This window comes from Aestuariivirga litoralis, assembly GCF_003234965.1.
GTDB classification, from domain to species: Bacteria; Pseudomonadota; Alphaproteobacteria; order Rhizobiales; family Aestuariivirgaceae; genus Aestuariivirga; species Aestuariivirga litoralis.
Map to the genome: position 1 here is coordinate 178,453 of NZ_QKVK01000009.1, position 26,475 is coordinate 204,927.

Below are 26,475 nucleotides of genomic sequence, written 5' to 3' on the forward strand. Positions count from 1 at the left end.
CGCGCCACCACACAGCAAGGAGGCACGCGTGACCGCAAGCAGCAATGGCCGGAAGCCCCGTCCGCCGGTTTTCATCTCGGCCCCCATCGCCGCACTCGTCGAAGGCATTTACCGGGCGGACACCACGATCGGGCTGCTGCGCCAGAAGGGCAATCTCGGCATCGGTACCTTCAACGATCTCGACGGCGAGATGGTGCTGCTCGACGGCCAGGTCTATTGCCTCCGCCCGCAGGGCGATGCCGAGCTCATCCCCGACGACGTCCGCACGCCCTTCGCGCTCACGTCCCAGTTCAAGGGCGACACGGAAGACGCATTCGGCAAGGTGGCGGAGGCCGATTTCGAGCATGCGCTGCTCGATCTGGTGCCGTCCACCAACCTGATGTATGCGATCCGCATCGACGGGCATTTCGACTATGTCCGCGCCCGCTCCGTGCCGAAGATGATGAACTACATGCCGCTGGCCGAGATCGCCAGGCTGCAGACGGTCTTCGAGTTCACGGATGTCGAGGGCACCATCATCGGTTTCTACACGCCCAACTTCCTGGCCGGCGTGCACCTGCCTGGCCTCCACCTGCACTTCATCACGAAGGACCGCACGCGTGGCGGCCATCTTCTCGCGGCGGCGCCGGGCAGCGTCACGGTGAAGCTGCAGCACGCCCCCTCGGTCGAACTCGGCCTGCCGATGACCTTCGACTTCCTCACCATGGAGCGGGTGCGCGACATGCAGGCCGACCTCGACAAGGTCGAGCGCTGACGAAAACGGGCGCCGGTCATCCCGGCGCCCGCGCAATTGCGCTGCGGCGAGGCCCTTACATGTGGGCCGGCGTGGCGAGCGCCATGGCGCGCTCGAAGATCTCGATGTAGTGGTTCACGTTCTGGCCGATGAGCTCCATCTTGGAGAACTTGGCAATGCGCTCGCGCGCCAGCTTCAGTTCCGACTGCGGCACGATCTGGCGGATGATGCCGCAGGTTTCGGCCAGCGACATCAGGCAGCAGTCGCGCGGGTCGGGCAGGCCGTCGCGCAGCAGCACTTCCAGCAGGCGCAGCTTCACCTCGCGCATTTCCTTGCCGTCGACGGCGGGGTAGCGCCGCGTCTTGAGGAACCACAGCAGGCGGCCTTCTGTCTCGACCAGGATCTTCTTGTCGCACAGCCGCTTCAGCGACTGTTCGCGCACCGTGTCGCCGAGTTCGATCAGCTGGTTGATGAGGTTGTCGGCACTCGAATCGAAGTCCGGGGCGGAGAGCCGCGCCAGCACGGGATCGAGGGCGGGATTGCCGGTCGGGGCCTTGTTCACAACCCAGACGCGACTGAGGTCATTGTCGAGCCGGCCCTCGAGCGCCAGTTCCATGATCGCCGCGCCGACGAAGCCGGCGCGCTGGTATTCCAGCGGAATGTCGACGAAGCCGCCCTCTTCATCCTTGAGGGTGAGGAGAAGGAATTCCTCCGGAACTGTCAGCATGGTCATGGCCCCGTAAAGCAAGATGTCAGGCGGCGCTCGCCGCCGCGGCGCACACCATATCCAGTTTTGCCGCCGAGCAAAATCCTCATTTGCCCTTGCCCGGTGACCGGCGGCTGCGCGCCCGCGGGGCTTGACCTGCCGCGCTGACGTGCGATACCCGCCGGTGAAACGAAATTCACGGGGGAAGCGCGCGTGACGGGTCGGCTCGACATGTCGCTGGCGAATGATGTCCAGGAGGTGGCGCGCGTCATCGACAGCCTGGAGGAGTTCGGCGCCGCCAACGGCATTCCGGCCGAGCAATCGCTGCGCTTCGGCCTGGCGCTCGACGAGCTGATCACCAACATCATCTCCTATGGGCTGGCGGGCCGCAGCGACGGCATCATCACGCTGGCCATCGAGCACGGCGGCGGCGTGCTGCGTGCCGAACTGGCCGACAACGGCCCGCCCTTCGATCCGCTCGCCGCCGATGCGGCACCGCCCGTGGGCGACATCGAGACGCGCGAGGTGGGCGGCCTCGGCCTCACCCTCGTGAAAAGCTTCATGGACCGTCTTGACTACAGGCGGGCCGATGGGTTCAACCGACTGACTATGGAAATGAAAGTGAAGGCAGCCTAATCTGCCTCAGCAGGGAGACAAGCACGTGACCAGCCTCAACCATGAAACCGTCAATGGCGCCCTCGTCCTCAAGCCGTCGCGCCGCATCGATTCGAGCAGCGCCAAGGCCTTCGAGGATGACGCGGCCGCCCTTCTCGACAAGGGCCCCAAGAAGGTGGTGATCGATGCCACCGACCTCGACTACATTTCCTCCGCCGGACTGCGTGTCATCCTCACCACCGCCAAGAAGGCCAAGGCGGCCGGCGGCGGCCTGACCATCGCGTGTGCGAAGAACAATGTGAAGGAAGTCCTCGCCGTCTCCGGCTTCGACAACATCTTCGGCCTGCACGACAGCGTCGCCCAGGCGATTTCCGCACTCGCGTGAGCGCCACGTCAGGCGTTGCGGCCGCAGCCGGTCCCGGGGACCGGCTGGCGGCGCTGGAGGCCGAACTCGCCAGCGTCCGGGCCGAGCTCGACGACCTCAATCTGCTCTACCAGGCCACGATCGAGCACGGCGAGGCGGTGGAAGACCAGCTCGCCGAGGCCAATCTCGCGCTGCAGACGACGCAGAAGCGCCTGACGGAGGAATTGACCGAGGCAGCCAACTACATCTTCTCGATCCTGCCCGAACCGCGCACGGCGTCCCCCGTCACCGAGTGGCTGCTGCTGCCCTCGACCGAGCTCGGCGGCGACAGCTTCGGCTACCACGACATCGATGCCGACCACATGGCCTTCTACCTGCTCGACGTCTGCGGCCACGGCGTGGGCGCGGCCTTGCTGTCGGTGACGGCCATCAACGTGCTGCGCTCGGCGGCCCTTCCCAACACCGATTTCCGCGATCCCGGCGCGGTGCTCTCGGCACTCAACGACGCCTTCCCGATGGAACGGCAGCACAACATGTATTTCACCATCTGGTATGGCGTGCTGACGCGCAGCACCGGCGTGCTGCGCTATGCCAGCGGCGGCCACCCGCCCTCGGTGCTGCGCCGGGCCGACGGCAGCGTGCTGACGCTGTCGACGCCGGGCATCGCCATCGGCATGATGGAGGCCATGAGCTATCGCGCGGCTGAATGCACGGTCGGTGCGGGCGACCGCCTGCACCTCGTCAGCGACGGCACCTTCGAGGTCGAGACCTCGCCGGGCCAGATGCTGGCCTTCCAGGACTTCGTCGACCGGCTGGCGCGCAGCGAAACGCCGGGCGAGGTTCTGGACTGGGTGCGCGGCCTCAACGGCCCCGGCCCGCTGCCGGACGATTTCTCGCTGCTCAATATCCGGTTCTGACCGCCATGGGGCTGCTGCGGCGGATCTGGCGGCATGTGGTGGTCTTCGGCCTCGGCGTGCTCACCGTCTGGCTGATCGTCGACGTCGTCTTCCGCATCACCGACAACCGCCTGCCGTGGATCCTGGCGCTGGCCGTCACCTATGGCCTCGCCGCCTATGTGATCCTGCCATGGGTCATCCGGATGAGCCTGAAGGTTCTCCACCGCCAGCATGTGCCGGAATACACGACGACGGGTGATGGCCTGCCGGGCGATCCCGTCAACCTGGCGCTCATCGGCACCCTGCCGCAGCTGCGCGCCGCCTTTGCCGCCATCGGCTGGACCGAGGCCGATGCGCTGGGAATCGGAAGCTCGTGGCGCATGGTGAAGGCCTTCGTCTTCAACAAGCCCTATCCCTCCGCTCCGTTCAGCACGCTCTTCCTGTTCGGCCGCGGCCAGGACATCGGCTTCCAGAAGGCCATCGACGACAGCCCGCGCAAGCGCCACCACGTGCGCTTCTGGAGCATCAGCCAGTCGACGGCGCAGGATTCCCTCGGCACTCCCGCCTTCTGGCTCAACACCGACCGGCCCCCGGCCGATGCGGCGGCGATCTGGGTGGGGGCAGCGACCCGGGATACCGGCTTCTCGCTCACCTGGCTGTCCTTCCAAATCACCCACCGCACGGCGAAGGACACCAATGCCGAGCGTGATCTCATCTTCGCGCAGCTGCAGCAGAAGCAGCTCATCGGCCCGGTGACGAACTACAACGAACGCGCCGAACTGCCCGCGAAGCGCGTCAACCGCTACGTCTTCGACGGCGACGTCGGCGTCGCCAGCCTGGTGAACTGAAGCTCGGGCCTGAATGCAGTAAGGGCGGCTTTCGCCGCCCTCCCGCTGGTTTCGATGGTGCCGGTGGTTACGCGACGTCGAAGCGGTCGGCGTTCATCACCTTGGTCCAGGCGGCGACGAAGTCCTTCACGAACTTCTCCTTGTTGTCGTCCTGGGCATAGACCTCGGCATAGGCGCGCAGCACCGAGTTGGAGCCGAACACCAGGTCGACGCGCGTGGCGACCCACTTGGTGGTGTTGGTCTTGCGCTCGACGATCTCATAGAGATTGCTGCCCTTCGGCTCCCACTTGTACCCCATGTCGGTGAGGTTGACGAAGAAGTCCGTGGTCAGCGCGCCGGGGCGGTCGGTGAACACGCCGTGCTTGTAGCCGCCATGGTTGGCGCCCATCACCCGCATGCCGCCGATGAGGGCGGTCATCTCGGGCGCGGTGAGGCCCATCAGCTGGGCACGGTCGAGCAGCAGCTCTTCCGGCGTCACCGCATAGTCCTTCTTGAGCCAGTTGCGGAAGCCGTCGGCCACCGGTTCCAGCACCGCGAAGGAGTGGACGTCGGTCTGCTCCTGCGTGGCGTCGCCGCGGCCGGGCGTGAAGGGCACCTCGACGGCGAAGCCCGCGGCCTTGGCCGCCTGCTCGACGCCGAGATTGCCGCCCAGCACGATCACGTCGGCGATCGAGGCGCCGGTCTCGGCGGCGATCGGCTCCAGCTTGGCCAGCACGCGGGCCAGCCGGGCGGGCTCATTGCCCTCCCAGTCCTTCTGGGGCGCAAGGCGGATGCGCGCGCCATTGGCGCCGCCGCGCATGTCCGACTGGCGGAAGGTGCGCGCGCTGTCCCAGGCGGTCGACACGAGGTCGGCCACCGAAAGGCCGGTGGCCGCGATCCTGGCCTTCACGGCGGCCACGTCGTAGCCCGTCCTGCCGGCGGGAACGGGGTCCTGCCAGATCAGGTCCTCGGCGGGCACCTCGGGGCCGATGTAGCGCGTCTTCGGGCCCATGTCGCGGTGCGTGAGCTTGAACCAGGCGCGCGCGAAGACCTCCGAGAAATAGGCATGGTCCTTGTGGAAGCGCTCGGAGATCTTGCGGTACTCCGGGTCCATCTTCATCGCCATGTCGGCGTCGGTCATGATCGGGTTGAGGCGGATCGAGGGATCCTCCACGTCCACGGGCTTGTCTTCCTCGCGGATGTTGATGGGCTCCCACTGGTTGGCGCCGGCAGGCGACTTCTTCAGCTCCCACTCATAGCCGAGCAGCAGGTCGAAATAGCCGTTGTCCCAGCGCGTCGGGTGGGTGGTCCAGGCGCCCTCGATGCCGGAGGTGACGGTGTCACGTCCGATGCCGCGGGTCTTGTGGTTCATCCAGCCAAGGCCCTGCTCGGAGATGTCGGCACCCTCCGGGCTCGGGCCCAGGTTGGCGGGGTTGCCATTGCCGTGGGTCTTGCCCACGGTGTGGCCGCCGGCGGCCAGCGCCACGGTTTCCTCGTCGTTCATCGCCATGCGGGCGAAGGTCTCGCGCACCTGGGCGGCGGTCTTCAGCGGGTCGGACTTGCCGTTGACGCCTTCCGGGTTCACGTAGATGAGGCCCATCTGCACGGCGGCCAGCGGGTTTTCCATGGTCGAGGGATTGTTCAGGTCGCCATAGCGGCTGTCGCTGGGGGCGAGCCACTCCTTCTCCGCACCCCAGTAGATGTCCTTCTCGGGCGCCCAGATGTCCTCGCGGCCAAAGGAGTAGCCATAGGTCTTGAGGCCCATGGTCTCATAGGCCACGTTGCCGGCCAGGATCATCAGGTCGGCCCAGCTCAGCCGGTTGCCGTACTTCTTCTTGATCGGCCAGAGCAGGCGGCGGGCCTTGTCGAGGTTGGCATTGTCCGGCCAGCTGTTCAGCGGCGCGAAGCGCTGGGCGCCAGTGCCGCCGCCGCCGCGGCCGTCGGCGATGCGGTAGGTGCCGGCGGAGTGCCAGGCCATGCGGATCATCAACCCGCCGTAATGGCCCCAGTCGGCCGGCCACCAGTCCTGGCTGTCGGTCATCAGCTTGGCGAGGTCGGCCTTCAGCGCCTTCACGTCCAGCTTCTTCACTTCCTCGCGGTAGTTGAAGCCCTTCAGCGGATTGGTCTTGGAATCGTGCTGATGCAGGATGTCGAGGTTCAGCGACTTCGGCCACCACGCCACCACCGAGCTTTCGCTCACCGTGTTGGCACCATGCATGACCGGGCACTTGCCGCCCGAGCCCTTGTTTGACTTGTCCATATCACCCTCTGAAAAACGCGGAATTCTGTTTGCAACCGGCCTGCACGTCCGTTCCCCACAACGGTCGCCGGTATGGGGTTGAGATAGTCCAGAAGCGGCATAAAGAGAAGTTTCCTTTTTTTATCGATGCGATAAGAAAAAGCTATGAACAACCTCACGCTCCGCCATTTCCGCTATTTCGAGGCGCTGGCCCAGCATGGCCATTTCGGCCGCGCGGCCGAGGCCTGCGGCATTTCGCAGCCGGCCCTCTCCACCCAGATCCGGGATCTCGAGGACATCGTCGGCGGCGCCCTGGTCGAGCGCAGCGCCCGCCAGGTGCGCCTCACCCGCTTCGGCGAGGAGTTCGCGCCCCGCGTGCGCGACATCCTGCGGGCAGTGGACGAGCTGGGCGACCTCGCCCGCGCCTCGCAGAGCTGGCTCTCCGGGCGGCTCCGGATCGGCGTCATCCCCACCGTGGCGCCCTATCTGCTGCCCGGCATCGTCGGCAGCCTCAACCGCCTCCATCCCGGCCTCGACATCCATGTGCGCGAGACGCTGACCGCCAAGCTGCTGCGGGAGCTGGCCGAAGGCCGCCTCGACACGGCCATCGTGGCGCTTCCCGTCTCCGAGCCGTCCTTCACCGAAGCCCCGCTGTTCGCAGAGGAATTCCTGCTGGTGCGGCCGGCGGAGGAGGCCGCGAAACCGGTCCCCAACATCGACATGCTGAAGGAAATGCGCCTGCTGCTGCTGGAGGAGGGGCACTGTTTCCGCGACCAGGCCCTGGCCTTCTGCAACATGACGACGGCGCTGCCGCGCGAGGTGCTGGAAGGCAGCTCGCTGTCGACGCTCGTGCAGATGGTGGGCTCCGGCATCGGCGTCACCCTCATTCCGGAAATGGCGGTGACCGTTGAAACCCGTTCGGCCAACGTGGCGCTGGCGCGCTTCGGCCCGCCGCCGCCGCGCCGCACCATCGGCATGATCTGGCGGCGCACCAGCCCGCTCGCCGGGCAGCTCCAGCACATCGCCGACGTCGTCCGGCAGACGGCGGAGGCCCTGCGCGAGCCTTCCCCCGCCCTGCCGCCGGCGTGAGCGGGCCGTTCCGGGGCAGCCACCATTTATTGTGCGGTTAAGCCTCGGCCTGATAGGATGGGCAGCGTGAAACACCTTCTCAGCGATCTCTCCCGGCGGGCCCTCATCTCGGATGAGCAGGCCGCACTGATCCTCGGCCAGGCGGCCGACGGGCGGGACACCGCTGTCCGGCTGCTGCTGCGCCAGGGCCTCGTCGACCAGCAGGTGCTGGCCACCGAGCTCGGCCGGGTCTGCGGCCTGCCCGTCACCAGCGACTGGCCCACCGCGCGGGTGCTGCCCGAGTCCATCTCGCTGCGCTTCATGCGCGAGCGCCACGTGCTGCCGAAGGCGGTGGATGGCGGCAAGCTCTCGGTCATCGTCAGCGATCCCTCCGACGAGGCGACGCTCAATGCCCTCCGCCTCGCCTCGGGCATGGACCTCACGCTGTCGCTCGCCACCGACAACCAGATCCTCTCCGCCATCGAGCGCCTCGATGATGATCGCGGCGCCGCCGGGCAGGCGGGCGCCGACTCCGGCGGCGAGGACGACGACACGCTGAAGGACCTCGCCCTCGACGCACCGGTCATCGACCTCGTCAACCGCCTGTTCCGCGAGGCCTCCGCGGCGCGCGCCACCGACCTCCACATCGAGCCGGCGCGCGGCTACGTCATCGTCCGCCACCGTGTTGACGGCCTGCTGGAAGAGCGCGAGAGGCTGGGCAACGAGCTGGGCCGCGCCGCTGTCTCCCGCCTCAAGATCCTCACCAACCTCAACATCGCCGAGAAGCGCCTGCCGCAGGATGGCCGCGCGCGGCTGCGCATCGCCGAACGCGAGCACGACATCCGCGTCGCCACGATGCCGACGATCCACGGCGAATCGATCGCCATCCGCTTCCTCAGCTCCAACACCCAGGCCCCCGACATCAACCGCCTCGGCCTGTCGCAGCCCGATCTCGCCAAGCTGCGCCAGCAGATCCAGCATGCCCATGGCATGATCGTGGTGACCGGCCCCACCGGCAGCGGCAAGACCACGACGCTCGCCGCGGTGCTGGGCGTGCTCAACGATCCGCGCCGCAAGATCGTGACCATCGAGGACCCGGTCGAATACCAGGTCGAGGGCGTCAACCAGATCCAGATCCACAGCGAAATCGGGCTGACCTTCGCCCGCACGCTCCGCTCGCTGCTGCGCTTCGACCCCGACATCATCATGGTCGGCGAAATGCGCGATGCGGAAACCGCCAGCATCGGCGTCAATGCCGCGCTCACCGGCCACCTCGTGCTGACGACGCTGCACACCAACTCCGCCGCCGGCGCGGTGGTGCGCCTGCTCGACCTGGGTGTGCAGGCCTATCTCATCGCCTCCACGCTGCGCTGCGTGGTGGCGCAACGCCTGGTGCGCAAGCTGTGCATCCATTGCCGCGAGCCCTATGAGGCAACGCCCGACCTGCTGGCGCAGCTGCCCGACAGTGCCGGTGCGGCGGGCTACGGCAACGTCACGCTCTACAAGGCCTGCGGCTGCACCTATTGCGGCAACACGGGCTTCGCCGGCCGCGCCGCGATCTTCGAGGTGATGGTGATCGACGACCACATCCGCCGCCTGATCAAGCCGGGCGTCTCGGCTGACGTCATCGCCCATGCCGCACGAAAATCCGGTACCGCCAGCATGATGTCGGACGGCTTCGCCAAGTGCCGCGAGGGGCTCACCACCATCGAGGAACTCGGGCGCGTGACGTCGGAGGATTGATGGCAAGCTTCCGCTACCAGGCGATCAGGGACTCGGGCGAGAAGGTGATCGGCACCATCGAGGGCGCCGACCGCTCGCTCGCCATCAGCCGCCTGTCGGAACAGGGCCTCCACCCCATCGACATCCGCGAGGACGGGCAGGGCGGCGGCGCCGGCGCCTTCATGAGCCTCACCACCGGCCGCATCCCGCGCCAGGAGCTGACGGGCTTCACCCGCCAGCTGGCCTGGCTGCTGCAGGCCGGAACCACGCTCAACCGGTCGCTCGAAATCCTCTCGGGCGAAACCTTCTCGAAGCCCCTGGCCGTGGCGGTGGGCGAGGTGCGCGGCGCCATCCGCAAGGGCCGCAGCTTCCACGACGCGCTGGAGGAGACCGGCGCCTTCCCGCCCTTCTACCTCTCCATGGTCGAGGTGGGCGAGGCCACCGGCACGCTGGCCTCGGTTCTCGACCGGCTGGCCACGGCGCGCGAGCGCGAACAGAAGGTGCGCGGCAAGGTCGTCTCCGCACTGGTCTATCCGGTCATGCTCGTGGTGCTGTCGATCGGCGTGGTGATATTCCTGATGGTGTCCGTGGTGCCCGGCATCAAGGACATGATCTCGAGCAGCGGCGCGCCGGTGCCGGAAACCGCCAGGATGGTGCTCAACGCCTCCGACTGGCTCATCGCCAATGGCATCACGCTGGCGGTCGCCGTGGCGCTGGCCGCCATCGCCATGGCTTTGATGTGGACCAGGACCGCGCTGCCGCGGCTGGTGCGCGAGGCGGCGCTGCGCCTGCCGCTTCTCGGCAAGCTCCTGATGAAGTCGGAGGTGGCGCAGTTCTGCCGCCTGCTCGGCACGCTGTCGGCGGCCGGAATGAACCTTCCCGCCAGCCTCAAGCTCATCGCCTCGACCAGCCCCGACCGCCGCATCCTCAAGGCGGCGGAAGACATGGAAGTGGCGCTGCGCCGCGGCGAGGATTTCGTGGCACCGCTCGAGCGTTCGAAGATCCTCCCGCCGCTGCTCGCGCGCATGATCAAGGTCGGTGCCGAGACCGGCAACCTCACGCCCAGCCTGCTGCGCGTCACCGACATTCTCGACGACGAACTGGACCGGCTCACCGACCGCACCGTATCGCTGCTGGGGCCGATCATCATCCTGGTGCTCAGCGTCTTCGTCGGCTTCATCATCACCTCGCTCATGAGCGCGGTGATCTCCATCAACGATCTGGCACTTTGACAACGGGGTTCGCAGTCATGATTTCCTCCGCCATCCGCAAGCAGCTTCGCTCCCAGTCCCGGCGCCGCCGCGGCGAACGGGGCTTCACCCTCGTCGAGCTGCTCGTCGTGCTGGTCATCCTCGTGCTGCTCGCCTCCATCATCGGCCCGCGCGTCATCGGCTATCTCGGCTCCTCGCGCGCCAAGACCGCGCATATCCAGATCGAGAGCCTGGTGACGGCGATGGAGCTGTTCCACATCGATGTCGGCCGCTATCCCACCTCCACCGAGGGGCTCTCGGCCCTCGTCAAGTCGCCCGGCAACATCGCGGGCTGGAACGGCCCCTACCTCGCCAAGGGCGATGTGCCGAAGGATCCCTGGGGCCGCCCCTATCTCTACCAGGCCGGCCAGAACGGCGGCTCGTTCCAGATCAGGAGCCTGGGCGCTGACGGCAAGGAAGGCGGTGCAGACGAGAATGCCGACGTCTCGAACTGAGGCACAGGCAGGCTTCACCCTGCTCGAACTGATGGTGGTGCTGGTGATCCTGGCGCTGTCGGCCACCGCCGTCATGTCGGTCGGCCGCAACAGCCTCGAATCGGCGCGTGCCCGTTCCTTCATCATCGAGGCCGAGGCGCTGCTGCGCGATGCCCGTACCCAGGCCATCGAGAACCATGCCCAGACCGCGGTCACCATCGACGTCAGGGGGCGCCGCCTCAGCCTCGAAGGCGGCCGCGTGCTCGAGCTTCCGAAGGGCCTGTCGCTTGATGCCAGGGTGGCGGTGCCGAAGGGCGGCGGCCTTCCGGCGATCCGCTTCTATCCCTCCGGCGCCTCGAGCGGCGGTGAACTGGCCTTCGGCTTCCGGGGCCGCAGCTATGGCCTGAATGTCAACTGGCTGACGGGGCGGGCCGATGCGCGCGCGCTGTGACGGGCAGGCGGGCTTCTCGCTGGTCGAAGTGCTCTGCGCCCTCGCGGTCGCGGCCAGTGCCATCGCGGTGCTGACCAGCGGCATCGGCGGCTCGCTGCAGGGCACCAGCACGCTGGAGCAGCACCTGGGCGCAAGGCTGATCCTGCAGTCGATCCTCGAGGACGAACTGGCGGCAGCCCAGACCGCGCCCGCCACGCGCGAAGGCAACTCCGGCCCATATCGCTGGCAGCTGGTGATCGAGCCGGTGGCGCCGCCCGCCAAGCTCGAGGAGGCCTACCGCATGTACCGCCTCACCGCCGCCGTGGGCTGGGGCCGGGGCGGCGAAGTCACCGGCACGGCTCTGAAGCTCAGCCGATGAAGCGCTGCCGCACATCGCAGGGTGAAAGGGGCTTCACGCTGGTCGAGGTCCTGGCGGGCCTCGTTCTGGCCTCGCTCATCCTCGTGTCGCTCAACATGGCCATGTCGGCCGTCGGCAAGGGCGCCGACCGCACCCGCCAGCGGCTGGGCGAACAGGCCGAGATCGGCGCCGCGGTCGACATCTTCGGGCGCGACGTGGCGCGCATCGCCAAGATCCGCCGGCCTGCCGCGCCCGGCGAGTTCGCGGGCTACGTCTTCGACGGCGGGCGCGAGGCCATGGTCTATCCCCTGCGCGAGCAGGAAGCACTCAGCGCGCCCGGGCTGTTCCTGGTGCGGCTGAGCGTGCAGCACAAGGATGGCGTGGCAACGCTGCTGCGCGAGCGCGCACCGCTGCCGGCGCGGGACGATGATTCGCTGCCGGCCTGGCGCGATCCGGTGGTGCTGCTCCAGGGTCCCTACGACATTGCCTTCGCCTATCGCGCCCAGCGCAGCGGCCAGCGCGAATGGAGCAATGGCTGGAAGGCGTCGGAGGCGATGCCGGAACAGATCCGCCTCACCGTCACCAACACCGCGACCGACCGCCTGCGCGTACCGGGCTTCGTGCAGTCTCTGGCCATCGATTCCGAGGTCGATTGCGCGGGCAACCGCGAATCGCGCTGCGGCACCGCCGAGAAGGAGGCCACGCAATGAGCAGGTCTCGCGGCCGCGCCGGGCAGCGCGGCGTCATCCTGATCGCGGTGCTGCTCGCCGTGGCGATCATGGCGGTCATGGTGGTCGCCGCCACGGCACTCACCCGTGCCGGCATCGGCAACGAGCAGCTGGAGCAGCGCCGCCTCGCCTCCCACCTGGCGCTGCGCTCCGGCATTGAGGCCGCCAAGGCGCTCATCCTGGCAACGCCCGAGGAGCAGCGCCTGTCGCTTGCCGGCGAGGAGACAGCGGTCGACCTCGGCAACGGCGTCTCGGCCACGGTCAGCCTGCGCGATGCCGGCGGCTATGCCGATCTCAACCGCTCCGACCCCAAGCTGATCGAGGCGGTGGCCCGCTTCAGCGGCCTCGGCCCCGCGGCCGACGGCCTCGCCGACCGCATCGCCAAGCTCCGCAAGGACGCGACACCGGAGCAGCCGGCGCAGGCCCAGCAGCCCGCGGTGCAGGGTGGCACCAACGCCCCCGACGCCAATTCCGGCGGCAAGCAGAAGCAGCCGCCCGTGCCCATCATCTTCCTCTCGGTGGAGCAATTGCCGGACCTCCTCGACATTCCCGCTGATGATGCAGCGGCACTGGGCGCCGGGCTGACGGTGTATAATCCCACCGGGCAGATAAATCCGCTTGCAGCGCCCGATCAGGTGCTGCAGTCCATACCGGGCCTCACGGCCAGGGACATTTCGGACATCGCCATGACACGGAACTCAGGCACCGGCGCATCGGACGCAAGGCTGCAGCAAATCATCCAGCGCCTGCCGGGCCTGCTCAGCGTCAAGGCCCCGCGGGTCTTCATGGTCGATGTCACGCTGGCGGGCGGCCCCGGCATCCTGCCCGGCAGCGCGGCCCGCGCCGTGCTGCGCCTGACGCCGGATGGCGCCGCGCCCTTCGGCACGCTGGCGCTGGAGGAGGAGTGAGCATGGACGACGGCAACATGACCTTCTCCGCCTCCAGCATCTGGAACGGCCTGCGCCTGCCGGTGCTGGCGCTCGCCGAGGAGCTGGCGCTGCGCCGTGCCGCGGGTGAGCATCCGGCCATTCAGCTGCGCGTCGCCGCCGCCGGCATCGAGGTGCGGCGCGCCGGCAGCGCCGAACCTGTGCTGGTCACCGGCCGGCCGCAGCAGGCCTTGCAGGAAATCACCCGGCAGCTCGCCGTGGCGCCGGGAACCGCCGTCGAGATCTGCTTCGCCGCCGACCAGTCGATCAGCCAGCAGATCGTGCTGCCACAGCAGCCGGTGGACGTGCTGCGCGCCATCGTGCGCAACAAGGTCGAGGGCCTGGCGCCCTGGCCGCTGGCACAATGCCTCCACGGCATGCGGGTGTCGCTCATTGCCGGGGACCCGCAGCACGTCTGCGTCGATGTCGCGGTGGTGAGCCGCGCGCTGCTCGATGATCTCGCCGCCACGCTGCGCCAGAAGGGCGTGGAGGTGAAGGCGGTTTCCGTCCTGCTGCCCGATGGCGAGGCGGTGTCGATCGAACTGGGCGGCGACGACGTGCGCCGCGCCGCGCGGCTGCGCGCAGCGCACATCGCCAGGGCCGCGGCGGTGCTGCTTGTGCTGCTCACCGGGCTGGGACTGTTCTGGGTCTACCAGACCTCCGCCGAGGCCTCGCGGCTCGAGGCCCGGTCGGCCACGCTCATGGCCTCGCTCAGGCCGGGCGGCGTTCCGGCGGGCGAAACGCCGCTGGTCTCCGCCGCCAATCGCCTCATGCAGGCGCGCCGCGAAAGGATTCCTGCCGTCGCCGTGCTGGAGGAGCTGTCGAAGCTGCTGCCCGACACCGTGCATCTCCTGTCGCTCGACCTCGAGGGTGACCAGGTCACCATCAAGGGCCAGGGCAGCGGGGTGCCGGACCTGATCCAGATCCTCGAGGCATCGCCGGACTTCCAGGCCGTCAACTTCGCCGCGGCGACCGAGCTCGACCAGAACAGCAATGCCGAGGTGTTCTCCCTCATCGCCACGCTGGAAATGGCGCCGCAGCCCGGTGCCGGGCCCGCGCCGGAGGCCGCCCAATGAGCGCTTTCCTGCTAGCGCGGAATTTCGCAGCTGCCGAAGTCGACGGCAGACATGCCGGCCGCCAGCAGCGAGGTGCTGAGCGCGCCCGTCACGCGGTTCATGAACACCGCGCGGGCCGAAATCTCCGGCGCGTCCTTGCTGATGCCGACGATGGCGTTGTCGAGAACGTCGAACTGCATGGGCGCCTCGGTGCAGCCCTGGTCGCTGTAGCGGTTGGGGCACAGCCGGTATGTTCCCGCCTCGAGGTCGAGCACCATGCGCTGCGCCTTGCCGGCGTTGTTGCAACCGGTGGAGAAGCAGAGATTGCCACGGCTGATCAGGCAGTCCAGGCTTTCCGCCTGCGCCCTCTCCGGGGCGGCGGCAAGCCCGCAGGTCAGCAGCACGGCGGGCAGCATGAGTGAGCGAATGTACACGGGCACCATGAACAATGTCATAGCGGGAGTGCCGCGCCTTGTCGACGCGCCCGCGGCCTTCCCCCGGGGGTGCGCATGAAGGCCCTTGGCGTCGCGGGGGGCCTCTCGGCCGAGGCCCGCAAGGGCGTTGCGGTGCTGGCCGTTGCGGTGTTTGCCGTCGCCGTGCTGGCCTATCTCGTCCTGTCATGGCAGGCGCAGGAGGCGGAACGGCTGCGCCAGGCGGAGTCCGACTATGTTCTGGTGGAAGCCCGCACCGCCAAGGCGGCGCGTGCCGGGGCGACGCGTCTCACCGCCGCCGACGACGTGGCACCGATGTTCCTCGACGGTGCGACGCCGGGCCTCGCCTTCGCCAGGTTCCAGTCCATCGCCGGCGATGCCGCCACCGCAGCCGGCCTCGAGGTGAAGCGCATGCAGCCGGTCGACACCGGCGACGGCGAGGCCACCTCCCCGTACCGGGTGAGCATGGATGTCGAGGGCAGCATCGAACAGCTGCGGGATTTCCTCGTCGATGTCGAGTCGCGGCTGCCGGTCATGTTCGTCACCGGGCTCGAGATCCAGCCGGAGGCCAAGGCGGAGGAGGGCAGCCAGTATCCGTCCGAAGCGCTGCGCGCCACGATCCGCATCGAGGCCTATGGATGGAGGGCCGAGCCGTGAACCGCCGTCTTGCAGGCCTCGCCGCGGTGGCCGCCCTTCTCGGCGGCTACCTTGCCTTCGACGGGCTGGGAACGGGATGGTTCAGCGGCGGGTCGGGCGTCGCGGTGCCCGAGGCCGGGGCAACGCGCGCCGCACCCGCGGCCCTCAATCCCTGGCAGGACCTCGACACCGCGTCCTACGCGGCCATTGTCGAGCGGCCGCTGTTCAACCCCTCGCGCCTGCCGCGCCCGCCGGAACCCGTGGTGGAGACGCCCCCGCCACCGGTCGACAGCCAGCCGCCGCCCGAGCCGCCGCCGCCACCCCCGCCCCAGGGGCCTGGGCCGGAGGACTACAAGCTGCTCGGCGTCGCCTCCGGGCCCGATGGCCGCATCGCTGCGGTGCGTGTCGCGGCAACGGGCGACGTCGTCTACCTGCGCCAGGGCGAAAGCGTGGACAATTGGGTGGTGGTCGAGGTGGCCGACCGGTCGATCGCCATCGGCAGCGAGGGCGCGCCGGTGACCTACAGCCTCTTCGCCACGCCCGACGCCGGGGCAGGCGGCCAGCCCCAGCCGGACATGCCGGCGCAGAACCAGCCCCTGCCGCTGCCCCTGCCCATGCCGGTGCCGCAGCCGCCACCGCAGCCCGACGGGCTGCCCGAGCAGCACACCGTGCCCGACACCGGCGGCTGAGGCCGCGCCTCAGTCGAAGTTCAGGTTCTTCATCTTGGCGCGCAGGTCCTGCGACATCTGCGAGGCCTCCTCGCCGTTGCGCACGATGGTGGGGGTGATGAACACGATCATCTCGTTGCGCGTGGCGATGCCGCCGGTGGTGCCGACGAGGCGTCCGAGCAGCGGCAGCTGGCTGGCGCCCGGCACCGTCACCCGGCTGCGGTCCTCCGTGCCATTGATCAGGCCGCCCAGCAGCACCGTCTGCTGGTCGTTCACCGAAACCTTGCTGCTGATGGTGCGCTGGGTGAATTTCGGCTGGCCGCCGATGCCGGTGTCCTGCTGCACGGCGGACAGTTCCTGGCCGAGGTCGATCATCACCACGCCATTGGCATTGACCCGCGGCTTCACCTTCAGCACCACGCCGGTGTCGCGGTACTCGTAGGAATTCACCGTCTGGCCGCCCTGCGTCGTTTCGGTCTGGGTCTGGATCGGCACCTGGTCGCCCACCTTGATGGTGGCGGTCTCGTTCTCCATCACCAGCAGCGACGGCGAGGAGACGATGCGCACATTGGTCACCTTCGACAACGCGTCCACCACCAGCTGCGGGTTGGAGATGCCGCCCATCACCAGGTTCATGCCCGGCAGCTTGGGGCTGATCACCGATCCGGCGGTCGATGTCTTCTCGGTCAGCACGAAACTGAAGTTGCCGCTCTCGAAATAGGCCTGCACGCCGTATTTCAGCGTGTCGTTCAGCTGCACCTCGGCGATCGTGGTGCTGATCAGCACCTGCGTCGAAGGCTGGTCGATCTGGGCGAGGGTGGAGAGGATCTCGCGATAGTCGCGCGGCGAAGCGCGGATCAGCAGGGTGTTGTTGGCCGGGATCGGGGTGATGCGGATGCCCTTTGCATCGCCGCCGCCACCACCGCCACCGCCGCCTGCGGCCGCCGTTTGCGACGTTGACGACGTCGATGTCGGGTCGCTGCCCTGCTGCTCGGGCTGCACCTGCGGCGGCTGCGGCACGCCGCCCATGTCGCCCTGCGAGGGGTCCTGTCCCTGCTGGTCCGCGCTGCCGCTGTCGAGGGAAACGTCCATCTGCGGCGAGTCGGGCGCCACCTCCGCCGTGGCGCCGGCCCCGGCGGAGCCGCCATAGGTGGCGGAGAGGATCTTCGCCAGTTCCACCGCATTGCCGTTCTGCACCGCATAGACATAGGATTTCGGCGCATCGAGGTTCTCGCGGTCGAGCCTCCGCACCCAGGTGATGGCGCGGCGCACCTTGGCCTGGTCATTGGCGATGATGATCAGGCTGTTGATGTTGGGCACCGGAATGACCTTCAGGCCGTTCGATCCGGCGCTGGCATTGTCCTGCGCGAACACTTTCATCACCTGCGTGGCCACCTCCTCGGCGCGGCCGTTCTCCAGCGCCGCCATGCCGAAGGTCTGGTTGCGCATGGTGTCGACGTCGAAGTTCGTCACCACCTCGACCAGCGCGCGGCGCTGCGAGGCGGGGCCGCGGATCAGGATCATGTTGCCCGCGTTCCACGCCTTGGCGGAGCCCAGCTGCTGCATGAAGCCGTCGAGCAGGTTCACCATCGTGCCGGGGCCGACATGGCGCAGCGGAATGGCGCTCACGCCATAGCCGGGCGACACGTCCCTGCCGGTGTCGAGGTTGCTGGCGTCATTCTCCATCGCCTGCTGCATCACCACGCGGAAATTGCCGTCGGACTTGACGAGCGCCGCATTGGCCGTGCGCAGCGAGGCTTCGAAGGCGTCGAGCAGCTGGCGCGCACTCACCGCGCGGTTGCTGACCATGGTGATGGAGGAGGGCGGCAGGTTCTGGTCGATGGTGTAGTTGTAGCCCAGCGTCTCGCCCAGGATCAGCTTGCTCGCCTCGGCAATGGTGGCGCCGTCGAGGTTGACGGTGAACTTGCCGTCCGCCTGCTCGCCCACGCCGGCGGGCGGCTCTGCGCCATCACCCTCCGCCGCCGGGCTGGCGCCGGGAAACACCTCATAGCGGGCCGCCTGGCTCGCAGGCTTCATCACCGGCCCGGCACCGCGGGTGGTCACCTTGGCCGGCGACCGGGCGTTGAGGTCCAGCTGGTTGGTGCTCTCGAGGCCGGCGGAAGGGGCCTGGCAGGAGGCCAGCAACACCCCGGCACAGCCCAGCAGGGCGATGCTGCGGACGCCGGAGGTACAGATCCTGATGCCGTGGAAAAAGCCGGCCCGGGGCAAAGCGCTACTCCCTGCGGCCCAGGCCCCAGGGGCCCCGGCCGGTGACGAAAAACCTAATGATCGATGAAACTTATGCGTCGATTCGGTAATCAAACCCTTAATTCAGGGTTGCGGTGATCACCAGAATGGGACGGCGTCCAGGACCCGCCAGGCCCAGAACAGCAGGATCACCGGCGCCATGAAGCTGCCGAAGGGCATGTGGTCGCTCATCCTCACCTGCCGCCCAGGCAGCACCAGCAGCACCACCGCCGCGGCCAGCCCTCCGAGCGCCGCCGCCAGGCAGGCGGCGGGCAGCATCTCGGGTCCGAGCCAGGCCCCCGCCACGGCAGCGAGCTTCACGTCGCCCAGCCCCAGCCCCTCGATGCCGCGCAGCCGGAACCACAGGGCGCGCAGCAGGAAGAAGGCACCCCCCGCCAGCACGGCACCCAGCACGCTTTCGCTAAAGCCGGCCATCCAGTCATCGGGGTGGAACACCACGATGTTGGCGATGATGCCCAGCGGCACCGCCGGCAGCGACAGCACATCGGGGATAATGAAGTGGCGAAAGTCGATCAGCGTGATCAGCGCCATGAGCAGCGCGAGAAGGCCCGTCACCAGCGCCACACCGGGCGGCATCACCGCCAGGCTCGCGCCGCCCGCCGCGCAGGCGAAGGCCACCGCCGCGGCCAGCGCCCAGCGGCTCAGCAGGGGGGCCTCTTCTGTCACCTCTTCGTCCATCGCACCAGCTTGGACGAGCCGGGTAAAAAAAGGAATGCCGGCCCGCCACGTCCCGTCGCTGATAACCTTTGCAACGATACCATCCACAGAAATCTTCGTCTCTTGACCCTCGCGCACGCCGTCGGCAGGACAGTTGGCTCAGGCCGAATCCCGGTCGCGTGACGAGAGACGATTTTGGATACATCAGCACAGATCTTCGAAACCATTGCCGGTGAAATCGGCGCCCAGCCGAAGCAGGTTGCCGCCGCCGTGGGCCTTCTCGACGAAGGGGCAACCGTGCCCTTCGTGGCGCGCTACCGCAAGGAAGTGACCGGCGGGCTGGACGACACGCAGCTGCGCAAGCTCTCCGAACGCCTGGTCTATCTCCGCGAGATGGAAGACCGCCGCAAGGCGATCGTCGACTCGATCAAGTCCCAGGGCAAGCTCACCGACGAGCTCGCCCGGTCGCTGGCGCTGGCGAAGACCAAGGCCGAGCTCGAGGACATCTATCTCCCCTACAAGCCCAAGCGCCGCACCAAGGCGATGATCGCCCGCGAGAACGGCCTCGAGCCGCTGATCGACGGCATCCTCGCGGATCGTGCCGCGGTGCCTGAGGCCCTCGCCGCCGGCTACATCACCGACACCGTGAAGACGGTGAAGGAAGCCCTCGACGGCGCCCGCGACATCCTCATGGAGCGCCTGGCTGAGAACGCCGCACTCCTCGGTGAACTCCGCGCCTTCATGAAGGCCGAGGCCTTCCTCACGTCGAAGGTCGTGGCGGGGCAGGAAGAGAAGGGCGCCAAGTTCTCCGACTATTTCGACCACAGGGAGCCTTGGGCTTCGGTGCCCTCGCACCGCGCACTCGCCATGCTGCGCGCGTCCAAGGAAGAGGTGGTCTCGCTCGACATCGCCCCCGATCCGGAAACCGGCCCTGCGCGTGCGGGCCAGATCATCGCCAACACCATCGGCATCAGCGGTGCCGCACCGGGCGACAAGTGGCTGCGCGCCGTTGCCGACTGGACCTGGCGCGTGAAGCTGTCGATCACCATGATGATCGATCTCCTCGGCGATCTGCGCGCCCGCGCCCAGGACGAGGCCATCGCCGTCTTCGCCCGCAACCTCAGGGACCTGCTGCTCGCGGCCCCCGCGGGCTCCCGCCCCATCCTCGGCCTCGACCCGGGCATCCGCACCGGCGTCAAGGCGGCGGTGGTGGATTCGACCGGCAAGCTGCTGGCCACCGACACGCTCTATCCCTTCCAGCCGAAGAACGATGTGCGTGGCGCGCAGGCGAGCCTCCTGCGCCTCGTCACCCAGCACAATGTCGAGCTCATCGCCATCGGCAATGGCACCGCAAGCCGCGAGACGGAGCGTTTCGTGGCCGATGCGCTGTCGCTTCTCCCGAAGGAGGCGAAGGCCCCCACCAAGGTCATCGTCTCGGAGGCCGGCGCCTCGGTCTATTCCGCCTCCGAACTCGCCGCGAAGGAGTTCCCGGAGCTTGACGTGTCGCTGCGCGGGGCCGTCTCGATCGCGCGGCGCCTGCAGGACCCCCTGGCCGAACTCGTCAAGATCGAGCCCAAGTCCATCGGCGTCGGCCAGTACCAGCACGACGTCGACCAGTACCAGCTCGGCCGCTCGCTGGGTGCGGTGGTGGAAGACGCGGTGAATGCCGTGGGCGTCGACCTCAACACCGCATCCGCCCCCTTGCTGGCCTATGTCTCTGGACTGGGGACGAGCCTCGCCGAAGCCATTGTCGAGCACCGCCACGCCAATGGCGCCTTCAGGTCGCGCCAGGAACTGCTCAAGGTCTCGCGGCTCGGTCCCAAGGCCTTCCAGCAGTCGGCTGGCTTCCTCAGGATCCGCGACGGCGAGGAGCCGCTCGATGCCTCCGCCGTCCACCCGGAGGCCTATGGCGTCGCCCGCCGGATCGTCGAGTCCTGCGGCCGCGACATCCGTTCGCTGATGGGCGACACGGCGAAGCTTCGTGCCCTGAAGCCGCAGGATTTCGTCAGCGAGGCGTTCGGCCTGCCCACGGTGAAGGACATCCTGGCCGAGCTCGAAAAACCCGGACGCGATCCGCGCCCCAGCTTCAAGACGGCAACCTTCACCGACGGCGTCGAGACCATCAAGGACCTGAAGCCCGGCATGCAGCTCGAGGGCACGGTCACCAATGTCGCGGCCTTCGGCGCCTTCGTCGACATCGGCGTCCACCAGGACGGCCTCGTGCATGTGAGCCAGCTCGCCGATCGCTTCGTCAAGGACCCCCATGAGGTGGTGAAGGCGGGTGACATCGTGCGCGTCCGCGTCGTCGAGGTGGACGTGGCGCGGAACCGCATCGGCCTCACCATGAAGAAGGACGGTGGCGAGTCGGCGCGCGAGCAGCGCCTGGCGCGCGGCACCCAGCCGGACCCGAAGGGTTCGCGGCAGGCCGCGAAATATGGCAGCTCGAAGCCGCAGGCCCCGGCCCAGGGCGGCCTCGGCGCCGCCCTGCTCGAGGCCATGCAGCGCAAGGGCCGCTGAGCGGCCGCACCGGCTATCGCGCCAGCATCACCGCCGTCGCGTCATCCGCCGGCTTGAAGCGCGGGAAGCGCAGGCAGTCGGGGTCGACCGCTTCGGCCGCGCGCAGTGCCGCCAGCACGGCGCCAACGTCCTTGGCGCTGGCCCGCATCAGCCCTGCATCATCGTGCAGCCCATAGTGGTCGACGGCGCGGTAATAGCCGTCGGTGCACAGCAGGATCTGGTCCGGCGTGCCGAGGTCCATGATCTCCGGCATCGCCAGCGCATCGCGGTTCGCCTCGAGGATGGAATAGCCGTCCGGCCGGTTGCGCTTCGCCCGGCCCTCCTTCAGCTGCGGCGCGAATTCGGCGAGCAGCGCCTTGATGTCGAGAACGCCCGCATCGCGGCGCTTGCGCGCCTCGCGCGTCAGCCAGTGGTCGAAGGCGTTGTTGGGCGAGGCGGCATGGATGCGGTGGTTGCCGCCGCCATCGCGCGCCAGCAGGCAGGAGTCACCAAGCCGCAGCGCCTGCCAGCCCGTCGCGTAGCGCTTCACCAGGATCAGGCAGGCCGCCGGCGGGTCATAGTCGCGCGGCAGTTCCACGCTCGCCGTCGCCACGTCGAAGTCGGCGATCAGCCCCGCCACCAGTTCCGCAAGCAACGCCGGCAGCGGCATGTCGCTGGCAGCCAGCGTGCTGATCCGCGCCTGGGCGCGGGTCACCAGCCAGCGCGCATCGGTGCCGTCACCCAGCGCATTCGCCCTGTTGATGCCGGTGACGCCATCGAAGATCCACGCCGCGGTCACGTTGTCCGCTGCCCCGAGCCAGCCCAGGCCATCCTCGTTGACGGCCCCGCTCCCCTCGCTCACGGCGCCGAGAAGCCTCACAGCCTCACCACCTCGCCGGTCCTGACACTGTGGTCGGCCGCCAGCACGATGCGCAGCGAGTTGATGGCATCCTGGACGTGGCTATCCATGTTGCGGTCATTGCGGATCGCGTCGAGGAAGAGGAGTTGCTCGCGGTTGCACAGGTCCTGGTGCCCCGGCTCGTCATCCATGCGGATGATCTCGTCCGGCGTCACGAACTGCCCGTCCGGGTCCAGCAGGCCGTGATGCAGCCGAAGCGCCGACGTCCGCGTATGGCTGTCGACATCCGCCGACTGTGTCTTCGATTCCTCCATGGCGATGGAGACGGAGCCCTTGGGACCGATCATATCCTTCACGAAGAAGGCCGTCTCGCTCATCATCGGTCCCCAGCCCGCCTCGTACCAGCCCACCGAACCGTCATCGAAGGTCACATGCAGGTGGCCGTAATTATACATCCTCGCATCGATCTCGGAGGTAAGCCTGGCGCCGACGGCGTGGACGCTCACCGGCTTCGCCCCCGTCACCTGGCACATCACGTCGACGTAATGCACGCCGCAATCGACGATGGGGCTGATCGAGTTCATCAGGTGCCGGTGCACCTGCCACTGCGCCCCGGAGGACTGCTGGTTGAGGTTCATGCGCATCACGAGCGGCTTGCCCAGCGTGCGGCCCACCTCCACGAACTTCACCCAGGACGGATGCACCCGCAGGATATAGCCGATCACCAGCTTCAACCCCTTGGCCCTGGCCAACGCCGCGATCTCCTCGGCCTCCGCCACCGTGTCCGCCAGCGGCTTCTCGATGAACACATGCGCGCCCGCTTCGAGTGCCATGCGCGCATAGGCGGCGTGCGTGTCCGGCCAGGTGTTGATCGACACGGCATCGGGCTTCAGCGCGGCCAGCGCCTCCGCATAGTCGTTGAATTGCGCCACGCCGGGGAATTCGGCCCGGAGGTCGCTGCGTTCGGCGATGCCGCGGCTGCACAGACCCGCGATCTCGAAGCCGTCGATCGACTGATAGGCCCGCGCATGGCTCAGCCCCATGTTGCCGAGTCCCACGACGAGCACCCTGATGGTCTTCATTGTCCGTTGATCCATGTTTGCTTCACTGCCAGGTCGTCGCCGAGCAGCACCATGCTGGCAAGGTGGCCCGGCGCGATGCGGCCCAGCTCGCTCTCGCAGCGCAGGAAGGACGCGGGGTTGAGCGAGGCCATGCGCAGCACTGTCGCAAGCTCCATCCCCAAATGCCCCACGCAATAGCGCACCGCCGCTTCCATGGTCAGGTCGGAACCCGCCAGCGTGCCATCGGCAAGCGACAGCCGCCCGTTGTGGCGCGTCACCGTCCGCCCCTGCAATTCGAACTGGTCAGGCCCGCCCGCCGCCGTCGGCATGGCATCGGTGATCAGCATCATGCGCGCGGCAGGCCTGGCCGCGAAGGCCGCCTTTAGGGCGGCATCATGCACGTGATGCCCGTCGGCGATGATGCCGGCATAGGCTTCCGCATCTTCCAGTGCCGCCCCCGCCAGCCCCGGCTCGCGGCCCGTCATCTGGCTCATGGCATTGAAGAGGTGCGTGATGGAGCGTGCGCCGGCATCCAGTGCTGCCCGCGCCTCGGCATAGGTCGCGTCCGAATGGCCAAGGCTCACCAGCACGCCCGCCTGGGTGAGGCGCTGCACCAGCTCCGGCCGCACGCGGTTGGGCGCCAGTGTCAGCATCACCGGGCAATACATGGCGAAGCCCGCGATGGCATCGGCATCCGCCTCCTCCATCTCGCGGATGAAGCGCGCCGCGTGCGCTCCTTTTCGCGCCACGTCGAGGAAGGGCCCCTCGATGTGGATGCCCAGCACGCCGGGAACGCCCTCGGCCATGGCGCGGGCAACGCTCACCACCGCCCTGGCGATCACCTGCGGCGCATCGGTAATGACGGTGGGCAGCATCCCCACCGTGCCGAAGCGCCGGTGCGCGGTGGCAATGGTGCGCACCGTCTCGACGCTCGGATTGTCGTTCAGCAGCGCGCCCCCGCCGCCATTCACCTGCACGTCGATGAAGCCGGGCGCCAGCAGCCCGCCGCCAAGCGCGCGGCGCTCGGCAGCACCGATCTCCGCCTCGGGCACCACGCGCGCAACATGCTTGCCTTCGACGACCACCGCGTGATCATCGAGAAACGTCTCGCCGGTGAAGATGCGGGCACCGGTCAATGCAAAACCCATCACAGCGTCTCCGTCACCTTCTTGAGCAGGCGCGGCCGGTCCGGGTCGCGCCCCAGCGCCACGGCCACCCGCTCGATCTGCAGGTAGGCGGTGGCGATCATGCTGATGGGGTCGAGCAGCATGTGGCCCGTGGCGGCGGAGGGCAGGGCCTCGCCCACCACCCGCACGTCCGCCCCCGTGCCGCGCATCCGGGCGGCGGCCTCGGCGGTGTTGCTGCGCGCCGCGTCATCGGGCGCATAGATCAGCACCGGGAAATCCTCGCCCATCAGCTCCCACGGCCCATGCATCACCTCGGCCACCGAATAGGCTTCGGCGTGAATGGCGCAGGTCTCCTTCAGCTTCAGCGCCGTCTCCTGCGCGATCGGGTAGGCAGGCCCGCGTCCGAGCACGAAGAGCGAGGCGGCATCGCGCGCAAAATCGGTGAAGCCCGGCCAGTTGATGCGCACCGCCTGCGACAGGCTCTGCGGCAGCCTGTCCACCGCCGCCAGCAGTGCCGCATCGCCCGACCACTGCGCCACGATCGCCGCGGCCGCCGCGCAGGACACGATGAAACTCTTGGTCGCCGCCACGCTCTTCTCTTCGCCCGCGTGAAGGGCAAGGCAGATGTCGGCATTGCGGGCGGCAGGCGAGTCCGCGACGTTCACCAGTGCCACCGTCACCGCGCCCGCCTCCTTCGCCGCCTGCTGCAGCGCCACGATGTCCGGGCTCTGGCCGGATTGCGAGATGGTGAGGCAGAGCGCGCCCTGCGCCTTCAGCCTGCCGCCATAGACCGAGACGACCGATGCGCCCACCGAGGCGCAGGGCACCCCCGTCACGATTTCGCAGAGATACTTGAAATAGGCCGCCGCATTGTCGGAGCTGCCGCGCGCGCAGGTCAGCACCACGGGCGGCGGCGCTTGCCTCAGGCGCAGGCCGAGCTCTGCCAGCGCCTTTGCGTTATGCGCGAGGAAGCGCGCCACGGCCTGCGGAGCTTCCGATGCCTCCGCCGCCATCAGGCTCATGACCAGCGCTCCGGCAATCCCTGCGCGCGCCGTGCCATCATGATGGCGCCGTCGATGGCATCGGCCTGCGGGTTCGAAAGCGCCAGCTTCACGTCGGCATCGAGGTAGGGCGGATAGACCTTGGCAAGGCCGCCCAGCAGGCAGATGTGCCGCGCCCCCCGCGCCAGCAATGCGCGCCCGAGATTGGAGATTGCCGCCGCCCCCTCGATCACGATCATCATGCCCTGCACGTCGCCCTGCGCCGCGCATTCGAAGACCAGCGGCGCGAACTGCGCATAGTCCTTCGGCTTCGCCTGTTCCGACCAGCGCGACAGGTCGAGCCGGTTGGCCCCCGTGCGCGACAAGACCTCGGCCACGAGCCGCGTCGGCTGCAGCAAGCCATCGAGCGCCAAGGCGGCGCGCCGCACCGCGTGGTGGCCCACCCAGGCGCCCGAGCCATGGTCGCCGAGCTGGAAGCCCCAGCCCCCCACCATGTGCCGCTCGGCCCCCACCAGCGCGAAGCCGATCGAGCCCGTTCCGGCGATCACGATGCCGCCATCCCCACCGCCGAAGGCACCGACACAGGCCGCATAGGCGTCATTGTCGGCGGTCACGCTGGCGAAGGGCAGGGCGGCCTCCACGATCTTCTCCGCGCCAACCGACGTCACGATGCCCGCGATCCCCATCCCGGCATGGATGTCCTCGGTTCGCAAGCCAGCCTGCTTCGCCGCCTCGCGCGAGGTGTCCATGATGGTGCCGAGCGCACCCTTGAAGTCCTGGTAGATGTTGGAGGCCCCGCCCATCGCCTCGCCCAGCAATGTGCCATCGGCGGAACGGATGCGCGCACGGCAGCGGCTGCCGCCGCCATCGATGCCAAGGAAGAAGGGACCTGTGCTCATGGCGCGCATGCTAGCAAATCA

Annotated in this window: 27 protein-coding genes; 17 read left to right on the top strand and 10 right to left on the bottom strand. The window is 68.3% G+C overall.

Annotation, left to right across the window (positions count from 1 at the left end; genetic code table 11):
• The first annotated feature begins 28 nt into the window (after positions 1-28).
• A complete protein-coding gene (budA, locus tag DK847_RS17700) occupies positions 29-754 on the top strand; it encodes an acetolactate decarboxylase (protein WP_204508376.1) in 726 nt (241 codons plus the stop codon).
• A gap of 55 nt (positions 755-809) precedes the next feature.
• Here budA and DK847_RS17705 read toward each other — a convergent pair whose 3' ends face one another.
• A complete protein-coding gene (locus DK847_RS17705; protein ID WP_161957357.1) occupies positions 810-1,460 on the bottom strand; it encodes a GOLPH3/VPS74 family protein in 651 nt (216 codons plus the stop codon).
• 192 nt (positions 1,461-1,652) lie between these two features.
• On the opposite strand from DK847_RS17705, the gene DK847_RS17710 reads away from it, so the two are divergent.
• Genes DK847_RS17710 through DK847_RS17725 form a run of 4 tightly spaced genes read left to right on the top strand, consistent with a single transcriptional unit; the run spans position 1,653 to position 4,162 of the window.
• Positions 1,653-2,075 (top strand): ATP-binding protein, encoded by a 423-nt coding sequence (locus DK847_RS17710; protein ID WP_146256177.1) that lies wholly within the window; start codon positions 1,653-1,655, stop codon positions 2,073-2,075.
• 25 nt (positions 2,076-2,100) lie between these two features.
• Positions 2,101-2,439, top strand: coding sequence for an STAS domain-containing protein (locus DK847_RS17715; protein WP_161957358.1), 339 nt, complete (start codon positions 2,101-2,103; stop codon positions 2,437-2,439).
• Positions 2,436-3,335 (top strand): PP2C family protein-serine/threonine phosphatase, encoded by a 900-nt coding sequence (locus DK847_RS17720; protein ID WP_146256178.1) that lies wholly within the window; start codon positions 2,436-2,438, stop codon positions 3,333-3,335. The genes DK847_RS17715 and DK847_RS17720 overlap by 4 nt, the downstream gene beginning before the upstream one ends.
• A 5-nt stretch (positions 3,336-3,340) precedes the next feature.
• Positions 3,341-4,162: an LssY C-terminal domain-containing protein gene (locus DK847_RS17725; protein WP_111199873.1), complete on the top strand. Its 822-nt coding sequence runs from the start codon at positions 3,341-3,343 to the stop codon at positions 4,160-4,162.
• Positions 4,163-4,229: 67 nt separating this feature from the next.
• On the opposite strand, the gene katG is transcribed toward DK847_RS17725, so the two are convergent.
• Positions 4,230-6,401 (bottom strand): catalase/peroxidase HPI, encoded by a 2,172-nt coding sequence (gene katG / locus DK847_RS17730; protein ID WP_111199874.1) that lies wholly within the window; start codon positions 6,399-6,401, stop codon positions 4,230-4,232.
• Positions 6,402-6,545: 144 nt separating this feature from the next.
• On the opposite strand from katG, the gene DK847_RS17735 reads away from it, so the two are divergent.
• The 9 genes from DK847_RS17735 (at position 6,546) to DK847_RS17775 (ending at position 14,372) form a co-directional block, all read left to right on the top strand.
• Complete coding sequence (locus DK847_RS17735) at positions 6,546-7,469, top strand: hydrogen peroxide-inducible genes activator (protein ID WP_111199875.1); 924 nt, start codon at positions 6,546-6,548, stop codon at positions 7,467-7,469.
• A 66-nt stretch (positions 7,470-7,535) separates the two neighbouring features.
• A complete protein-coding gene (locus DK847_RS17740; RefSeq protein ID WP_161957359.1) occupies positions 7,536-9,191 on the top strand; it encodes a GspE/PulE family protein in 1,656 nt (551 codons plus the stop codon).
• Positions 9,191-10,402, top strand: a complete 1,212-nt coding sequence (locus tag DK847_RS17745) for a type II secretion system F family protein (protein ID WP_111199877.1) — start codon at positions 9,191-9,193, stop codon at positions 10,400-10,402. The genes DK847_RS17740 and DK847_RS17745 overlap by 1 nt, the downstream gene beginning before the upstream one ends.
• A 17-nt stretch (positions 10,403-10,419) precedes the next feature.
• Entirely contained in the window at positions 10,420-10,875 is a 456-nt protein-coding gene (gene gspG, locus DK847_RS17750) for a type II secretion system major pseudopilin GspG (RefSeq protein WP_111199878.1), read from the top strand.
• Positions 10,856-11,305, top strand: coding sequence for a type II secretion system protein (locus tag DK847_RS17755; protein WP_111199879.1), 450 nt, complete (start codon positions 10,856-10,858; stop codon positions 11,303-11,305). Before gspG ends, DK847_RS17755 begins: the two co-directional genes overlap by 20 nt.
• Positions 11,289-11,663 (top strand): prepilin-type N-terminal cleavage/methylation domain-containing protein, encoded by a 375-nt coding sequence (locus tag DK847_RS17760; RefSeq protein ID WP_111199880.1) that lies wholly within the window; start codon positions 11,289-11,291, stop codon positions 11,661-11,663. Before DK847_RS17755 ends, DK847_RS17760 begins: the two co-directional genes overlap by 17 nt.
• A complete protein-coding gene (locus DK847_RS17765; RefSeq protein WP_111199881.1) occupies positions 11,660-12,352 on the top strand; it encodes a PulJ/GspJ family protein in 693 nt (230 codons plus the stop codon). The genes DK847_RS17760 and DK847_RS17765 overlap by 4 nt, the downstream gene beginning before the upstream one ends.
• Positions 12,349-13,278 carry a general secretion pathway protein GspK gene (locus DK847_RS17770; RefSeq protein WP_111199882.1) on the top strand — a complete coding sequence of 310 codons (930 nt, stop codon included), beginning with the start codon at positions 12,349-12,351 and terminating at the stop codon, positions 13,276-13,278. Before DK847_RS17765 ends, DK847_RS17770 begins: the two co-directional genes overlap by 4 nt.
• A gap of 2 nt (positions 13,279-13,280) precedes the next feature.
• Positions 13,281-14,372: a PilN domain-containing protein gene (locus DK847_RS17775; RefSeq protein WP_111199883.1), complete on the top strand. Its 1,092-nt coding sequence runs from the start codon at positions 13,281-13,283 to the stop codon at positions 14,370-14,372.
• An 11-nt stretch (positions 14,373-14,383) separates the two neighbouring features.
• Here the strand turns inward: DK847_RS17775 and DK847_RS17780 are convergent, their stop codons facing one another.
• Positions 14,384-14,794, bottom strand: a complete 411-nt coding sequence (locus DK847_RS17780) for a hypothetical protein (protein ID WP_111199884.1) — start codon at positions 14,792-14,794, stop codon at positions 14,384-14,386.
• A gap of 66 nt (positions 14,795-14,860) precedes the next feature.
• On the opposite strand from DK847_RS17780, the gene gspM reads away from it, so the two are divergent.
• Together gspM and DK847_RS17790 are read left to right on the top strand one after the other, a co-directional pair.
• On the top strand, positions 14,861-15,439 hold the full coding sequence (gene gspM / locus DK847_RS17785; protein ID WP_111199885.1) for a type II secretion system protein GspM: 579 nt from the start codon (positions 14,861-14,863) through the stop codon (positions 15,437-15,439).
• A complete protein-coding gene (locus DK847_RS17790; protein WP_146256179.1) occupies positions 15,436-16,107 on the top strand; it encodes a hypothetical protein in 672 nt (223 codons plus the stop codon). The genes gspM and DK847_RS17790 overlap by 4 nt, the downstream gene beginning before the upstream one ends.
• Before the next feature lie 9 nt (positions 16,108-16,116).
• Here the strand turns inward: DK847_RS17790 and gspD are convergent, their stop codons facing one another.
• Complete coding sequence (gene gspD / locus DK847_RS17795) at positions 16,117-18,315, bottom strand: type II secretion system secretin GspD (RefSeq protein ID WP_111199887.1); 2,199 nt, start codon at positions 18,313-18,315, stop codon at positions 16,117-16,119.
• 117 nt (positions 18,316-18,432) lie between these two features.
• Positions 18,433-19,020 (bottom strand): prepilin peptidase, encoded by a 588-nt coding sequence (locus tag DK847_RS17800; RefSeq protein WP_161957360.1) that lies wholly within the window; start codon positions 19,018-19,020, stop codon positions 18,433-18,435.
• Positions 19,021-19,206: 186 nt separating this feature from the next.
• Between DK847_RS17800 and DK847_RS17805 the strand changes: the two genes are divergently transcribed.
• Complete coding sequence (locus DK847_RS17805; protein WP_111199889.1) at positions 19,207-21,528, top strand: Tex family protein; 2,322 nt, start codon at positions 19,207-19,209, stop codon at positions 21,526-21,528.
• A 13-nt stretch (positions 21,529-21,541) separates the two neighbouring features.
• Here the strand turns inward: DK847_RS17805 and DK847_RS17810 are convergent, their stop codons facing one another.
• Genes DK847_RS17810 through DK847_RS17830 form a run of 5 tightly spaced genes read right to left on the bottom strand, consistent with a single transcriptional unit; the run spans position 21,542 to position 26,454 of the window.
• A complete protein-coding gene (locus DK847_RS17810; protein ID WP_111199890.1) occupies positions 21,542-22,387 on the bottom strand; it encodes a protein phosphatase 2C domain-containing protein in 846 nt (281 codons plus the stop codon).
• Entirely contained in the window at positions 22,384-23,448 is a 1,065-nt protein-coding gene (locus tag DK847_RS17815; protein ID WP_111199891.1) for a Gfo/Idh/MocA family protein, read from the bottom strand. Before DK847_RS17815 ends, DK847_RS17810 begins: the two co-directional genes overlap by 4 nt.
• Entirely contained in the window at positions 23,445-24,575 is a 1,131-nt protein-coding gene (gene nagA / locus DK847_RS17820; RefSeq protein ID WP_111199892.1) for an N-acetylglucosamine-6-phosphate deacetylase, read from the bottom strand. The genes DK847_RS17815 and nagA overlap by 4 nt, the downstream gene beginning before the upstream one ends.
• A complete protein-coding gene (locus DK847_RS17825) occupies positions 24,575-25,576 on the bottom strand; it encodes an SIS domain-containing protein (protein WP_111199893.1) in 1,002 nt (333 codons plus the stop codon). The genes nagA and DK847_RS17825 overlap by 1 nt, the downstream gene beginning before the upstream one ends.
• On the bottom strand, positions 25,573-26,454 hold the full coding sequence (locus DK847_RS17830) for a glucosamine kinase nucleotide-binding domain-containing protein (protein ID WP_161957361.1): 882 nt from the start codon (positions 26,452-26,454) through the stop codon (positions 25,573-25,575). Before DK847_RS17830 ends, DK847_RS17825 begins: the two co-directional genes overlap by 4 nt.
• Positions 26,455-26,475: the final 21 nt, after the last annotated feature.